Raw genomic sequence first — 15,197 nt, 5'->3', positions numbered from 1 at the left:
TAACTATATGGTCAGGATGGTGGTGGCCAGAAAAACACGCATGCGCACTAATAAACTGTTCAGCGTCGCACAAGGGCTAACGAATAAATGAAGCGATTAATCGACCTAACCAATGAAGAAGCACGTGCTCATTTCTTGAAGGGGAGTAGCTACTTCAATGGCGATATTCCGAGCTACATTAATTTCGAGCCTATTTTGGCAAGTGTTTCGGAAATCTTAGGCGGCGCTAGTTTTAATCAGTTCAAGAAAAGCAGTCCAGCCGATTTTCCTGATGTAAATTACAATTTCATTGCCAACAAGGACGGAAGGTTTGCTTGGCGACCATATGAGTTGATGCATCCTGCAATATACGTCTCATTGGTAAACGTTATTTGCGACGAGGAAAACTGGGCTCTAATCATATCCCGTATGGCTGAGTTTGAGGATGGCGTCATCGACTGTTGCAGCGCGCCTGTAATGTCAGTGGACCACCAGACCGATGTTGCCACTCAGATTAAAGGGTGGTGGCAGGCTGTTGAACAACGCTCTTTGACTTATTCGCTGGAATTCAATCACCTTCTTCACACCGATGTGACAGACTGTTACGGCTCGCTGTATACGCATAGCATTGCATGGGCTATCCATGGGATCGAAGAAGCTAAGAAAAACAAAACTAAGAAGTCGCTTCTTGGAAACAAGATTGATTTCCACATCCAGGCTAGTCGTTACGGCCAAACAAATGGAATTTGCCAAGGCTCGGTACTTATGGACTTTATCGCCGAAATCGTACTTGGCTATGTCGATGAGCTTATCAATACTGAGCTAGGTAGCTGTACTGATATCCGAATCCTTCGTTACCGAGATGATTACCGCATTTTTGCAAACAGCGACGAACGTGCAGAATCCGTTCTTAAGGTTGTAAGCGATAAGTTGCGAACGGTCGGGATGAAGCTTGGGGTTTCAAAGACTTTTTCCAGCGGAAACGTAGTGGAAGGGTCTATCAAGCCAGACAAACTTGCAGGTATTGAACTGCAAGACCTTGGAAAAGAAAATGCCAAAACGATCCAAAAACAATTAATGAGACTCCATGCGTTCGGTCAACGATATCCGAATAGCGGTGCGTTACGTCGGTTAGTGGGCGATTTTCACACTAACGTTTCTAGCCAAACGGAATCTCCCGACGACCTCGATGTTCAAGTGGCAATCGCAACAGATATTGCCTATGTGTCTCCAGCAACTTTTCCCGCTGTAGCTGGAATTTTGAGCCATCTTATTGCGCTTGCACCAACCGAAGACAAGGTTCGACTCTGGACTAAAGTCCGAGAGAAAATTAAGCGGGTTCCTTACAACGGTTATCTTGAAATATGGTTGCAGCGAGTAACTCAACCAAAAGCCGTGGGTATCCCATTCGATAGTTCTGAGCCAATTTGCCAGATAGTTAATGGTGGAGCACCGCAATTGTGGGGGTGTGACTGGATCGCTAGTGAAGCTTTGAAAAATGCGATTGATGTGAAAAGTATTGTGGTTGCGGACGTAGCAGAGGCAACAGAAGTGATTGAACCCGAAGAAATCGAGCTGTTCAAACAGAATGCTTGGGCATACTAACATTCTAAATAAGGGTGTCGTAAATGGTGCTGAACAAAGCGTTGCACCGGACAAGCCGGTGAACGCGGCGTTATATCAGCACTACCGCAATGGCCGCTCCTGGCCGCAATGCGAAATTAATTACGCAGTCTCGGCACGTAGTCTATTCTGGTAAATAGACGTTGTTGTTTAAATGCGCAGCATAGCGTTGTTGAACAGTAGAGGAGCACTATTAGTGCCCTCGGTGTCTGAAATCTTGGCGATGTTTTTGTTGCAGTGGGCTGCCAATGCCACATTACAAGAAAGAAAAGTGGGTTCAGTTTTAAGCTTGCTTCACTTAAAGGTAATGCCATGGTTAGGTGCACAACATGTTCGTTGTTAATCCGTGAGTCTCGTATCGCTTTCGCCGCCAGGGTTGGAGGTGATGAAAAAGCTGAGGCTTTTAATCATGCACTAGTGATAGACCGAGAGAGCAATGATCCATTTCCATTTGTGGCAGTTTACTGTTACGCAGAAAGGCCAGAATTCATTCAGCAACTCGGTACAGAACTTCGTACCGATGAGATCCAAGAACATGAGCTATTTAATCGAGAGCATGATTGCGTATTTTATCAACCAGGAACCGGTCATTACGACCTAGAATATGCGATTAACTTATACAATGAGCAGCGAGTAGCTATGACGATGACACCGGTAACAAATATAGTGGCAGGTGGAACGTTCATCCAGAGTCAGGTTGGAGTCGTCAACAGCTCTTTGGATGGGTACATACGCGCGCTGGATGTTAATGCCTACTGCTCTGACGCTGAGCGCGAGTTAAAATCGGTCTTGGCGGAGCTGCGCCGTAGCATCGAGATAGATGAGAGCCTAACGCCAGCGCAGCGTCAGGCCGCAGCATCGGATATCGCAATTTTTACTGAAGAGATGTCTAAGCCAGAGGGTGTGCAGAGTGCAGATACGAAAAGCGTATTCTGGGATCGCCTTAACACGGTTACAAATGCTTCTTCTGCATTGAATTCGCTAGTCCAAACAATCGGACGCATGACAGGACTACTTTAGTCTAGACGTTTTCGGTATGAGTCGAATCGTGGGCTTAAAACTCAGGCTCATGGCCGCCTATGTGTGTTATGTAAAGTTTACTGATTATAACGGCCACTGCGCGGCACACAGAAATCAGCCATTTTCCAGCTATTACTGTTAACACTTGGGTACATAGTCCTAAGGGCTGTTCCTGGACATATAACGACAGCTTGGCTTAAACCGTCGTTTGACTAATCCATGAGATAGTTCCGAAAACGCGACGAGGCTTGAAGGTGGCGAGTGAAGGTACGCCTGTCCACCTTCGCGATGCGGGGGAACCCCATGATACGGGCAATCTTGTTGGCAATCTTCGCGCCGTAATACTCGAGCACCATAAACAGGCACCCCGAAGTAGTCGTGTTGAATACTGGCGCCACCCAATTATGGGTATAGAAGACATACTGAATACCCATCGGGCGGCTCCTGATGCGACCATCATTGCAGTGCATATGGAGATGCCGTGAACCATGTGACGCTGGGCCGTAACGAGCTGGCTGACTACGTGCAGGATGAGGGGCTTAAGAAAAAGCGGGACTGTGCTGAGTGGTGGGTAACCGAGCCTAAGCGAACGTGCTAGGAAATACAGCAAGGCGCTAAGTTTGGAAATGCTACCTAATTTTAATTAACTTATAAAAAGTTAATGAAACTGGCGTTTTTAAAGCAGGCTTATCAAGCCTGCTCGAATTCTAATCGCTAATAATTTAGTAGGCGCCTTCGCTGTAGGTCAGTTCGTAGCTATGGCTATAGATTTCCACAATATTTCCGAATGGATCTTCCATGTAAATCATGCGATAGGGCTTCTCACCTGGATAGTAGTAGCGTGGCTTTTTCATGCGCCGCTTACCACCAGCGGCTACGATACGGTCAACAAGTTCTTCCAAATTGGGGTCTTGCACAGAGAAGTGAAAGACGCCGGTTTTCCAGTATTCAAAGTTATCCTCCGGGTTGGTCTGATTCTTGAACTGAAAAAGCTCGATACCTATCCGGTCTCCGGTAGATAGATGTGCGATTCTGAAGCTTTCCCACCCGGCTCCGAAGACATCCGTGCACATCTCTCCGATGGCGCTATCGTCCTCTTTGATCTCGGTGGGTTCCATGATCAGATACCAGCCCATCACTTCGGTGTAGAACTGTACGGCTCGCTCAAGATCCGGTATAGAAATACCGATGTGTGAGAAACTTCTTGGGTAAACGTTGGGCATTACCTGTCCTCCTCTGGTGTGACTGATAGTAGGTTACAGAACGCCTTTAATTACTTAAAATTATCATTTTTGATTGTGATAATTATGGATAGTGATGATAAACACCACCTGGTTAACTACCTTTTGCACCCTCGTTGATGTAGGACATTTCACCCGTACGGCCGAACGTCTCCACATGACTCAGTCAGGGGTGAGCCAGCATGTGCGTAAGTTGGAAGAGCAACTTGGTGTTGAGTTGCTAATCCGGGAGGGGAAGAAATTCTCACTCTCGCAGGCAGGCGAAAGGCTATACATCGAAGCGCAGAACATTCTGCAGGCGTTATCGAGTTTGGAGCAGGCAGTCCAAGAAGATTCGCCTTACGAAGGGGTAGTTCGGGTGATGTCACCCGGGAGTGTTGGGCTTAAGCTATATCCACGCTTATTGGCGCTGCAGAGTAAGTATCCAAAACTCATAATTGATTACCGCTTTGCACCCAACTCCGACGTAGAAACCGCCATCGCCGAATCTTCTGTGGATATTGGCTTCATGACGTCAAAATCTACCCTGGCCGAGGTCAGTTGCAAGCCTATCGCGGAAGAATCATTGTTATTGGTGACCCCTGAGACCATTGAGGAGCCATCTTGGGAGACGTTGATGGCCCTCGGTTTTATTGACCATCCTGATGGAAGTCACCACGCCAACCTGCTGCTTAGCAAAAATTATCCTGAGTTCCAGCACAGTCATCAGTTTCTAAGAAAGGGGTACTCAAACCAGATCGGGTTGATTCTGGAGCCTGTCAGCATCGGGCTAGGTTTTACAGCATTACCGGCTCATGCGGTTGAGGCGTTTCACAAGCCCGAACAAATAAAGGCTCACCGACTTCCTAACCCGGTGAGTGAGACACTATACCTTTGCGTCCGGCGTCACCGGGGATACCAGAAGAGAATAGAAACGGTAATAGCGGAAGCTAGGTGCTGGCTCTGAGTCCGATTGATATTTAACAAAGCATTGCAGCGAACAAGCCACTGAGTATGGCATTACATTAGAAGTATCCGAAAGTTCGCTTTTACCCGGATACTGACCAAAGCGACTGGTAACAAACTTATTAAATCACCCGAAACCTCTGCACCATGCAGTAAGTCCCCTATATGAAAAACTTCAACATCAAAGTACTAACCCCTGAAGACTGGGCGCTGTACAAGTCCGTCAGGCTGGAATCGCTCAAGGATTCCCCTGACTCGTTTGGAGCCACTTACGAGCAGGAATCTGCATTGTCGGATTCTGATTGGCGGGCGCGCTTAGATCTTAACGCGCGGGGGCTTGTGGCTTTTCCGTTAGTGGCAGAGCAGGGTGGTCGGGCGTTGGGGCTTGCTTGGGGGGTGATACATGCACCAGAGGTGGAAACCGCTCACATCTATCAAATGTGGGTTTCGCCTGCGGCAAGAGGGCAAGGCATCGCCAAGGCGCTTCTGGGTAAAATTGAAACCTGGGCGATAGATAAAGAGTGTGAGTGTCTCGCGCTTGACGTTACAACCAGCAATGAGGCGGCAGTTTGCTTGTATCGGTCGTCTGGGTTTATGGCGACGGGGCAGCCGACGCCGCTTAGGAGTGATTCATTTCTTATGATGCAGCCTATGGAGATGGCGTTACGTAGTGTTGGCTAAGTAACCGCTTAATAATATTTCGGACGCAAACTATGCGCCCGAAATAGGCTTGATACTAAGCAGCTTGGTGGGCTCTTAGCTCACTACGGCGGCGCTATCGCCAACCTGCTGCTTAACTTTCTCTACGATATACGCCCCAATGGGAATGGCAGACGTCGCCGCAGGCGAGGGTGCGTTACACACGTTGACAGTACGCGGCGTGTTGACGAACAGGAAGTCATCGACCAGCTTGCCATCGTTGGACACCGCTTGGGCACGCACGCCAGCCGGGTAAGGCTCAAGATCAGCAAGCGTTAAGCTTGGGCAGTACTTACGCACTTGCTGCAGGTAGCCTTTTTTATAGATTGAGTTCTTAAACTCGGAAAGCCCTGGACGCAAGTTGTCTTTCAGCACTTGGCGGATGCCGCGGTGGCGCAGCATGGCTAGCGTATCGGAAAACGAGATGTCGGTCTTTCGATAGCCTTCACGTTTCCAGGCCAGCACCGCGTTGGGGCCGACCGTCACGCTGCCGTCAATCATGCGTGTCAGGTGAACGCCAAGAAACGGCATCGAAGGGTCAGGAATTGGGTAGATCAGGTGATTAACGATTTGATTGTGCTGCGCGGGAAGACGGAAGTACTCGCCGCGGAACGGGCAGATGGTGAAGTCTGGTTCGATACCCAGCATGCGTACCACGCGGTCTGCCATCAGGCCAGAGCAGGACACCATATAGTGGGTAGAGAAATCACCCTGGCTGGTGGATACCACTACCTCGTTGGTTCGCTCGCTTAAGCCGGTGACTGACGTGGTGTAGCGGATCTCACCGCCAGCGGCTTCGAATTCGCGACCCATAGCGGCAGCCACTTCAGCGTAATTGACGATACCGCTGGAGGGGACAAAGATACCGCCGACGCCGGTGATGTTAGGCTCACGTTCGTGCAGTTCTTCCGCCGTCAACCAATACCGCTCCAGGCCATTAGCCTCCGTGCGCTCCCACAGTGCTTTCATACGCTGGAGTTCTAGGTCATTTGTGGCGACCAGCAGCTTGCCGCATTCGTCGTAGGCAATGCTATGCTCGTCACAAAACGCTTTGGTGGCGAGGTTTCCCTCTAAACAAAAACGCGCCTTTAAGCTGCCGGGCGTGTAGTAAACCCCCGCATGAATCACGCCACTGTTGTGGCCTGTTTGATGGCGGGCAGGACCATCCTCTTTCTCAACCAGCAGCATCTTCTTGTCAGGATAGGCACGGATAAGCTGCATGGCAGTCGACAGCCCAAGAATGCCGCCCCCGATAATAATGTAGTCGTACATAGGCGTCTCGGTAGCCAAGGGAAAATGGCCACCGTCATGGCGGTGGCCAGCTTATTCTAAATGATTATACCTGACGCGGCTGGCGTAGCGTTTTGGCATGGGTGAAATAGCCACGCTGACGCATCAACTCACGACGCAGATCAGGGTGCGGGGTGAAGCGATCGCGACCATGCAGCCAGAAGTGATTGTTAATCAGCAGGAAGCTGCCAGTAGCGACCGGAACCGATAGCTGATGTTGGCTACCTTCCAGCGAATCAGACAGATCAGCTAGCCAGTTGCCTTCCTCGAAGTTCTTCGGCTGAACGAACTGGTCAATGTAGGCCATGATCGGGCGACCCTCGGTATCCACATCGAACACGGGGTGATAGATGTCGCGATCAACATTCTTACTGGGTGGCGCGGTCCAGCGCATGTCACGACGCGCCAGTGGGTGAGAGTAGAAACTGTCTAACCCTTCCCAGTCATCGAGGTGCAACAGTAACGAGTTGCCGCCTTGCATGTTCTGTTCGTCAACTTTCATCATCAGCACGTAGTCAGTGTCCTGCTCCACGAACGTGCCGTCGTTATGCAGCTCCATCACGCGGTGCGGCTGACGTAGGTAGCTGTCTGAGTTATCGACATTCTTCACCACAAACCGCGCATAGTACTGGCCGCTCATGGCGTCGTAATTAGAGCGTCCCATCAGGTGAGACACTGCCGTGGCGAATATCACCATCTCGTCAGCCTGCTCAACCTGATCCAGCCCCTCTGGCGTAACCAGAAATGCCCCCGTATCCCGATCCACCATGGTTTCGATCAACACCGGCTGTAGGGTGTTCTTACACAAATCATCAAGAATCTTAGCCACTCGAAAACGCAGGAAAGACTTATATTCCAGTGCTTGAACCGGCCATTCCGACACGGCGTCAAGAAACGCTTTCACTGTTTCCTTAGGGAAGCTCAGTTGCAGTAAGCGGTCCGACTGCGGTGAGCGGCCAAGGGTGAAACCATGATGCTGCTGTGCGGGGATAGTGGCTGGAGCGTTCATTGGACGCCTCTCTTTAGCAAAAGGGTGAAAAAGAACCGACTGAATAAATAACCTACGCTTAAAAAATATCTACATTTTTATATTTCGTCAACGTTTTATATTTATTTAGTTAAAAATATGGTGCGGGTTCGACCGCAAGGGGAGCTCACATCGTCAAAACAGTGGGGATATCAGAGGGCGTTGCTAAAGGGGTACTTCAGCCTGCCGCGGCTTATGTTAACTTAGTCATTACCACGTCTAAGGTGCTGTCCCATGTCTATCGAAATTTGGTTTGCCTTTGCGCTTGCATCCGTGGCCTTGCTCGCTATTCCTGGGCCGACGATTTTGACGGTTGTCAGCTACTCCATCGCCCAAGGCCGGCGCGCTAATATTCCGCTTGTCGCTGCGGTGGCATTAGGCGATTCCACGGCGCTGATTTTTTCGCTACTTGGCTTGGGTGCTGTTTTGGCCGCTTCGGCGTTTTGGTTCACCGTTATCAAATGGATTGGCGGTTTATACCTGCTCTATATGGGTATAAAGCTGTTGCGTGCCGGGATATCGTCGGTTCAGCCAGTAACACCTGCGGTATCAGGGTCGCGCAGGAAGCTGTTCACCAATACCTATTTGGTAACGGCACTCAACCCCAAGGGCATCATCTTCTTCGTCGCTTTTTTGCCGCAATTTGTTAGCCCGGGCGCTAATGCGGGGCAGCAGTTGTGGATTTTGGCAGTCACGTTCGTGGCGTTAGCGACACTCAATGCCACGCTTTACGCGGTGTTTGCCTCATCCGTGCGCAAAATGCTTGCCTCACGCCGCGCCCAGCGCCGTTTCAATGTCATGGGGGGAACGCTACTGTCTTCGGCGGGTGTTTGGGCATTGCTGGCCAAACGACCTGCGTAATAAGCGGCCTGCGAAATAGGCGGTTGGTGATTTTAGACTGTCAGGAAACCGACGAATTAACCATGATCAGGGAGGCCGGTATTCACAATAAGTGGCGGCATCACGCGCCTGTCCATGGTGAAACCAAAGCTAGACGACTAATTTCTAATGACGGCAGCAATCATTATCTGCTAGCTTTTAGGCTAAGTAGATTTTGATAGTTGCAGGTTGTTGAATAAACGTAAGCGGAGTCGGTTACTGCGATCAGACACCTTGCCGGAAGTCTGTTTTCGGCCTGAGCGGTCATACGGTAACCTCCCGTTTTTAGAAGTGCTCGGTCTTGAAGGCCGCACGTTGGCTTTTGAACCCTCAAACTTATTGATAGGTTGGCTACTGTCTCTAAGATCCTTGTCTGTACTAATCGGTAGTAAATAATGATACTTCGGTGGCAAACTAGCTAATTATTCTGGGCGGGGGCATGGAGACTATGGAGCGGCGACCTTACCTTGCGTTAGAGACCAGCCGGCTGAGCAAGATCGTTAATAGCAACACGCAGGATAAAAAACTGTTAGAAGCAGTCCTCTTCGAGCTGGACTTTCGAAAAACAAGTGCAGCGAGGCAGCTCAAGCGCCGAGTTGAAAAACTGCTAGAGCAGTTTGGTCAGCGATTAAACGATTCCCATGAAGTACCTCAAATACAAGAAGTAAAAAATAAGCATGATGAATCAATAGATTATAGCTCTACTAAAACAAAGGAACCAAGCTGTACCATGTCTAATGAACAAGACCAGCAAGCTGCGGATAACTTCCTAAACTCATCAGACCCTTTCGTGCTTGAATCGCTGGAACTGATGCGCAAAAAGCTATTAGATCTCACGGCTCGAAACAGATTGTTGAATTTCCCTATCCAACAGAAAGCTGCAGCCCTGCGAATTATAGATGAAGTTCCAAACCAGCTATGCGAAGTGCTTCTTTCTGAGCGTGAGCTTACGTTCAGGTCTGTTCCGCCTCCTACCCGGGAGGAGTTAGTTGAGCATGGTTACCTTGAAGTAGATGAAGAAAATGGCAAAGATCGCCAGTTAAAAGCTAACCCTGATGCGAAGGAGTGGGCAAAGGTCCTCGGTTTTGATATTAGTTATGAGTTGCCGAGAGATGATGAGGCCCAAGGTGGTGAAAAGCATCAGGATGATGCGATACAGGTTCTGCTCTACCCACCAGAAATGGAATCTAGATTACGTGCGATACGAAGCAAAGCTCAAACCGCGATAGAGGAAATGGGTTCAAGCATTCTCTATTTGTCGCTTGGTTTTCTGGAATGGGCAGAAAATGACAGCGGCTCAAAAACAAGATTGGCTCCGCTTTTTACAGTTCCGGTACATCTGAGCCGCGGGAAGCTAGACCACAATAGTGGAACCTATCAGTACACCTTGAGTTACACCGGTGAAGATATCCTTCCAAACTTGTCTCTAAAAGAAAAGCTGGCAGTCGATTTCGGTATTGCGTTACCGGAAGTTGAGGAAGATGTCTCTCCTGAAACCTACCTCGATCAAGTTGCTGAAGTAATTAGAATTACAAAACCAAATTGGACCGTCCGGCGTTACGGCGCTCTTGCTCTGCTGAATTTTGGCAAGATGCTGATGTATTTGGATTTAGATCCAAAGAGATGGCCTCTCGACGAGCGAAATCTGATTAAGCATTCAATTGTCCAGCGCTTTTTCAAAAGTTCGGAAAATGGCTCGGATGAGGGGGAAGGCAATACTGTGGAGTATGCCATCGATGAGGTTGAACAAATACATGATTTGTTCCCGCTAATCGATGATGCTGATAGCTCCCAACATAGTGCACTTATTGATGCAGTGAATGGTCAGAACCTCGTTATTGAAGGGCCCCCAGGGACTGGTAAATCACAAACGATAACTAACTTGATTGCTGCCGCTATGTTAAACGGCAAGAAAGTTCTATTCGTAGCGGAGAAAATGGCCGCTCTTGACGTAGTTAAAACTAGGTTAGATAAGGCCGGATTAGGTGATTTCTGTCTTGAACTACACAGCCATAAATCACAAAAGCGCAAGGTACTTGAAGATATCAGTGCTCGTGTAGTGAAGCAGAAGCATTTGAGCTCAACACAAAATATTGACGCAGAAACCATGCGTTACGAGGAGCTTAAAGAGCGACTCAATCACTATGCTCAAGAAATCAACGAAACATGGGCTAATACAGATAGAACAATCCACGAGATATTTAGTAGTGCGGCTCGTTATCGTCAACTGTTAGAGATAAGTCCAACCGATATTCATATCGCTGGGCTGACGGGGACGTCTCTCACCGAATTGAAACGGCTTCAGCTTGTCGATCAAGTTAAAGAGTTCCAGCAGATTTATCGAGGAATGATAGAACAGGTCGGGCAAAGTGCCCAACTTCATGATCATCCTTGGTCTGGGGTAGAGAGTACGGCAATTCAGCTTTTTGACTCAGAACAGGTTGTATCTGTTCTTCGGGAGTGGCAACAGTCACTTGATCAATTGCATGAGCGCAACCAGGGAGCTGCACATACTCTCAAAATTGATGTGTCAGAGCTGTTAACGTTGGAGAAATGCGAGTCATTGGCTTTGGATCTCTACGATCTACCATCACTCTCTCGTAAAGAGCTGTTTAAGGCGCTTGATGGGCTTGATCTCAAGACGCAGTCTGAGGTCGAGGAATTGCTGAGTCTCCATCAAAGAATTCAAGAGACATTTGAGAAACTAGCACAGCACATCTTTTCAGAAAAGCTTTCAGCACTATCGCGTGGCGAGCCCTTGCCGGCATTCCCCGACTTGCATCTCCTATCTGGTGCATGTCGAGAAGAACTCTTCTCAAATATTGTGCGCGCAACCATTAAGCTTGAGAAAGTTGAGGCTGAACTGGAGGCTCTTGACCGACAGCTGCAAGAATTGAAGATCGCTTTGCCTTCGCCATTAAATACGAATTTAGAGCCGACTGTTGAGGGCCTCGAAGCTGCAATCAAAATGATTGAAGCGATTGGAGCGCTTGATAGCCGGATGATTAGCCTTCGTTCGGAGCATTTTGATGAAGATGGCCTCGATGCCACACTGGAAGCTCTAGACGTAAAGCTTCTTCACCTCAAGCCGTTGCGGGAAAGGGTGAGGCAGGTTTTTGATATTGACAAATTACCTGATTCAAAGGAATTACAAGCTTTACAAGTACAGCTATTGCGAGAGGGAATGAGTAAATGGTTCTCTGGGGATTGGTGGCGAGCTCGCAAGCAGGTTAAGGGGTTGGCAAAACAACCTGACATTAAATTAAAACAGATCAATCCTGTTCTATCTGAGGCAATAGAATATGTCTCGGGAATGGAAACATTCGATTCACGGTTGTACAAGCGTCAAATAGGGCCTGCATTTGAAGGGCTGGAAACGGATATAGAGGGGCTGAAACTTCTTCGTGAATGGTATCAGCAAATTCGCAATACTTATGGCATCGGTTTTGGTCAAACGGTGGCTATCGGAGACGGCATTTTTTCACTAGATGCTCAGCTATTCAAAGGTATTCAGCAGCTTCAACAGAAAGGGCTCGTAAAAGAACTGAGGGAGATACTCGCTTCACTAGATGATATTCAGGCGGTACTGCCCGGCATCCGGCATGAGCTTCATCAGAACCAAAATCTTACAGGCGAACAAGGCTCTTTGCTTTCGGCACACCGTCGCTTTAAAGCGGCCGTGCATGTGATTCAGCAATGGTTTAAAAACAACGAGTTTACTCTTGAAGAAATTGAGTCTTGTATAGAACAGTTGAGAACTTTACAAAAGCAGCATTCAACGTTTGAAGAGAATGATCTGCTATATAAGCTCTTCGCTCCTGAGGCTGAGTTGTCAGTAGGGCCAACTGCGGAAAACAAACTTTCATTAGAGTCTATTCGGGAAACACTGGATTTCGCGAGCTACGTCCATCGCAAGCTGCGGTTCGAACCGCTCAGAAAGGTAATCCTAGCGATCAAAACGCATGGTGAGTATGAGCGGCTAAAGGATGAAGCAGATGCTTATATTTCGGATTGGAGCGATCAAGAAGAGGCATACGAGCAGTTTAAAAGTAAGACTGAGCTGAGGCCCGAGCAATGGTTGACTAATCAAGATTGGAATATAGATGAAATCAGGCAAAGAAACCTACTAGCGATTGGAAAGCCGGAGTGGCTGAATGATTGGATCAACTTCGTCCGAATTCGAAACGAGATGAAAGCACAAGGGCTTGAGCCACTTTGGCATCTGGTGACGAGTGGCAGGCTCAGTATCGAGAGTGCAAGGAAAGCTTTGAATTTGGCGATATTTGATCAGTTGTCCAGAGAAATCCTCTCACAAAGGCCACACCTAGGCCGAATATCTGGCAAGAATCAAGCAGCACTTCAGACTACCTTTCGCGAATATGACCAAAAACTAAAGACATTACAGCGTCAAAGAATTGCCAGTGTATTGGCGGAGCGTCATGTGCTTGGGGGCAATGCAGGGGGAAGAAAATCCGAATATACAGAAATGGCTCTGATAAAAAATGAGCTTGGAAAAAAGACAAAGCATATTCCAATTCGTCAGCTAATTAATCGTTCAAGCAACGCCTTATTGGCTTTGAAGCCGTGCTTCATGATGGGGCCCATGTCCGCCGCTCATTATCTTAAACCAGGTCACCTGCAATTTGATTTGGTCGTAATGGATGAGGCTTCGCAGGTTAAACCAGAGGATGCGCTAGGCGTCATTGCTCGTGGTGCACAACTTGTCGTTGTAGGAGACCCAAAACAACTACCACCCACAAGCTTCTTCGATCGTCAGGATATGAATGATGATGACGAGGAAAATGCTGCTATGACGCAGACAGATAGCATTCTTGATGCTTCCCTGCCTCTATTCAAAATGCGTCGCCTGCGTTGGCACTACCGCTCTCAGCACGAAAGCTTGATCGCGTTTTCGAATCGAAACTTTTATGACAACGATCTTGTGATTTTTCCATCGCCCCACGCTAAGGCTCAGGAATATGGAGTTAAGTTCAACTATGTCAAAGGTGGCCGTTTTGTAAACCAATACAACGTTGAAGAAGCAAGTATTGTAGCTAAGGCCGCTGTGAAGCATGCCGTCAATCATCCAAATGAGTCGCTTGGCATCGTTGCCATGAGCTCGAAGCAACGGGAGCAGATTGAACGTGCAGTAGAAGAAGAGTGCAAAGCAGATAGTAAAATCGCAGATGCCGTAGATTGTCTAAGGAATATGGAAGATGGCATGTTCATTAAGAACCTGGAAAATGTTCAAGGTGATGAACGAGACGTGATCTTCATTTCTTGCACTTATGGCCCAAGCGAGGTTGGGGGGCGGGTCTATCAGCGGTTTGGCCCAATTAATTCTGATGTAGGTTGGCGGCGTTTGAATGTGCTTTTCACTCGATCCAAGAAGCGGATGCACATTTTTAGCTCCATGCGTGCCGACGATATTTTAATTTCGGAAACCTCTAAGCGTGGCGTAATAGCCCTTCGTGATTTTTTGGACTATGCGGAGAAGGGCAGTATGAATGGGACGCCTCTCCATACAGGTAGATCTCCTGACAGCGACTTTGAGATCTCGGTTATCGATGCCCTCCATCAGGCTGGTTTCGAAAGTGAAGCTCAGGTAGGTGTGGCTGGTTTCTTTATAGATATAGCGGTTAAAGACCCAGGAAAACCAGGGCGTTTTTTGATGGGAATCGAATGTGATGGGGCGACATATCATTCTGCCAAATCAGCTCGGGATCGTGACCGCTTGAGACAAGAAGTCTTAGAGCGGCTCGGCTGGCGGATTCGGCGTATTTGGTCAACGGATTGGTTTAGTAACCCCAAAGGTGAGCTTGAGCCGATTATTCGGGAATTGCACAGTCTAAAAACTGATATGTCTGTCGATGAGGATCTCTACGAACATGATGCTGATCGTTTCGAGGAGGCCGAAGTTGATGCAGAAGCGAATGATGAAGAAGTTTCTTCAATATTAGGCAGTGAATGTAGCTTACGTGATCGTCTCGAAGCTTTTAGCAAGACTGTTATCGCAAAGCATTTCCCAAATACACCTAAAGATAGGTGTCTGCTGCGGCCCGCGATGATAGAGGCTTTGGTTGAACTCGAACCCGTATCTACGTCCGAATTCGTCGAGGTAATTCCCGAATACCTGCGGAAGTCAACAGAGCCTAAAGAGGCGAGGCAATACTTGGGACAAGTACTGGAAATTGTCGCAGGATCGGAGGTCTCACAGACTGCTGAACCCACCATTTGAAGCGGAATGGATAAGCAGTGCCCAAACATATAACTATTGTTGATCTTCCGTTTTCGACCCTGAGCTGACGTTCTCTGCAACCATACATTTACGGAGCGCTCAGCTCACAATGCGTATTTTTCTAACGGGCCTTACGAGAAGAGATAGTATTTACCCATTTTATATCAGTAGGTTAGGTGTCTATTGGCAAGGTGGGGCTTCCCAGTAAACACGTATGCGTATGAATAAAACTGTTAGGTCGAAGCTGAGCTATTGA

10 protein-coding genes are annotated in these 15,197 nt (G+C 48.2%); 7 read left to right on the top strand and 3 right to left on the bottom strand.

The window, feature by feature from the left end; all coding sequences use genetic code 11:
• Nucleotides 1-87 precede the first annotated feature (87 nt).
• The 3 genes from K7H08_RS01880 to K7H08_RS01870 all read left to right on the top strand — a co-directional run bounded on the left by K7H08_RS01880 (nt 88) and on the right by K7H08_RS01870 (nt 3,107).
• Complete coding sequence (locus K7H08_RS01880) at nt 88-1,584, top strand: RNA-directed DNA polymerase (protein ID WP_120386816.1); 1,497 nt, start codon at nt 88-90, stop codon at nt 1,582-1,584.
• A 354-nt stretch (nt 1,585-1,938) separates the two neighbouring features.
• Nucleotides 1,939-2,622 carry a hypothetical protein gene (locus K7H08_RS01875; protein WP_231657073.1) on the top strand — a complete coding sequence of 228 codons (684 nt, stop codon included), beginning with the start codon at nt 1,939-1,941 and terminating at the stop codon, nt 2,620-2,622.
• A gap of 254 nt (nt 2,623-2,876) precedes the next feature.
• Nucleotides 2,877-3,107: a hypothetical protein gene (locus tag K7H08_RS01870; protein WP_231657072.1), complete on the top strand. Its 231-nt coding sequence runs from the start codon at nt 2,877-2,879 to the stop codon at nt 3,105-3,107.
• Between the two features lie 237 nt (nt 3,108-3,344).
• Here the strand turns inward: K7H08_RS01870 and K7H08_RS01865 are convergent, their stop codons facing one another.
• Complete coding sequence (locus K7H08_RS01865; protein ID WP_231657071.1) at nt 3,345-3,845, bottom strand: lactoylglutathione lyase family protein; 501 nt, start codon at nt 3,843-3,845, stop codon at nt 3,345-3,347.
• Nucleotides 3,846-3,939: 94 nt separating this feature from the next.
• Here K7H08_RS01865 and K7H08_RS01860 point away from each other — a divergent pair, with 94 nt between their 5' ends.
• Both K7H08_RS01860 and K7H08_RS01855 read left to right on the top strand, forming a co-directional pair.
• Nucleotides 3,940-4,809, top strand: a complete 870-nt coding sequence (locus K7H08_RS01860; RefSeq protein WP_231657070.1) for a LysR family transcriptional regulator — start codon at nt 3,940-3,942, stop codon at nt 4,807-4,809.
• A gap of 164 nt (nt 4,810-4,973) precedes the next feature.
• The gene (locus K7H08_RS01855) at nt 4,974-5,489 is read left to right on the top strand and encodes a GNAT family N-acetyltransferase (protein WP_231657069.1); all 516 of its coding nucleotides are present in this window, start codon (nt 4,974-4,976) and stop codon (nt 5,487-5,489) included.
• Between the two features lie 75 nt (nt 5,490-5,564).
• Here K7H08_RS01855 and lhgO read toward each other — a convergent pair whose 3' ends face one another.
• Complete coding sequence (lhgO, locus tag K7H08_RS01850; RefSeq protein WP_231657068.1) at nt 5,565-6,779, bottom strand: L-2-hydroxyglutarate oxidase; 1,215 nt, start codon at nt 6,777-6,779, stop codon at nt 5,565-5,567.
• A gap of 64 nt (nt 6,780-6,843) precedes the next feature.
• Nucleotides 6,844-7,806, bottom strand: coding sequence for a glutarate dioxygenase GlaH (gene glaH, locus K7H08_RS01845; protein ID WP_231657067.1), 963 nt, complete (start codon nt 7,804-7,806; stop codon nt 6,844-6,846).
• A 252-nt stretch (nt 7,807-8,058) separates the two neighbouring features.
• Between glaH and K7H08_RS01840 the strand changes: the two genes are divergently transcribed.
• Both K7H08_RS01840 and hhe read left to right on the top strand, forming a co-directional pair.
• Nucleotides 8,059-8,685 carry a LysE family translocator gene (locus K7H08_RS01840; RefSeq protein WP_231657066.1) on the top strand — a complete coding sequence of 209 codons (627 nt, stop codon included), beginning with the start codon at nt 8,059-8,061 and terminating at the stop codon, nt 8,683-8,685.
• Between the two features lie 457 nt (nt 8,686-9,142).
• Entirely contained in the window at nt 9,143-14,941 is a 5,799-nt protein-coding gene (gene hhe / locus K7H08_RS01835; protein WP_231657065.1) for a DUF4011 domain-containing anti-phage protein Hhe, read from the top strand.
• The last annotated feature ends 256 nt before the right edge of the window (nt 14,942-15,197 follow it).

The organism is Halomonas sp. IOP_6 (genome assembly GCF_021151565.1).
In the GTDB taxonomy this organism is placed as follows: Bacteria; Pseudomonadota; Gammaproteobacteria; order Pseudomonadales; family Halomonadaceae; genus Vreelandella; species Vreelandella alkaliphila.
The sequence above is the reverse complement of the archived record's forward strand: the minus strand, read 5'-3'. Positions and strand labels throughout refer to the sequence as shown.

What these genes read in the sequence shown, in the direction of transcription:
- K7H08_RS01880 (WP_120386816.1), top strand. Translation starts at nt 88, where the DNA reads ATGAAGCGATTAATCGACCTAACCAATGAAGAAGCACGTGCTCATTTC.
- glaH (WP_231657067.1), bottom strand. Translation starts at nt 7,806, where the DNA reads ATGAACGCTCCAGCCACTATCCCCGCACAGCAGCATCATGGTTTCACC.
- hhe (WP_231657065.1), top strand. Translation starts at nt 9,143, where the DNA reads ATGGAGACTATGGAGCGGCGACCTTACCTTGCGTTAGAGACCAGCCGG.
- K7H08_RS01860 (WP_231657070.1), top strand. Translation starts at nt 3,940, where the DNA reads ATGATAAACACCACCTGGTTAACTACCTTTTGCACCCTCGTTGATGTA.
- K7H08_RS01840 (WP_231657066.1), top strand. Translation starts at nt 8,059, where the DNA reads ATGTCTATCGAAATTTGGTTTGCCTTTGCGCTTGCATCCGTGGCCTTG.
- K7H08_RS01855 (WP_231657069.1), top strand. Translation starts at nt 4,974, where the DNA reads ATGAAAAACTTCAACATCAAAGTACTAACCCCTGAAGACTGGGCGCTG.
- K7H08_RS01865 (WP_231657071.1), bottom strand. Translation starts at nt 3,845, where the DNA reads ATGCCCAACGTTTACCCAAGAAGTTTCTCACACATCGGTATTTCTATA.
- lhgO (WP_231657068.1), bottom strand. Translation starts at nt 6,779, where the DNA reads ATGTACGACTACATTATTATCGGGGGCGGCATTCTTGGGCTGTCGACT.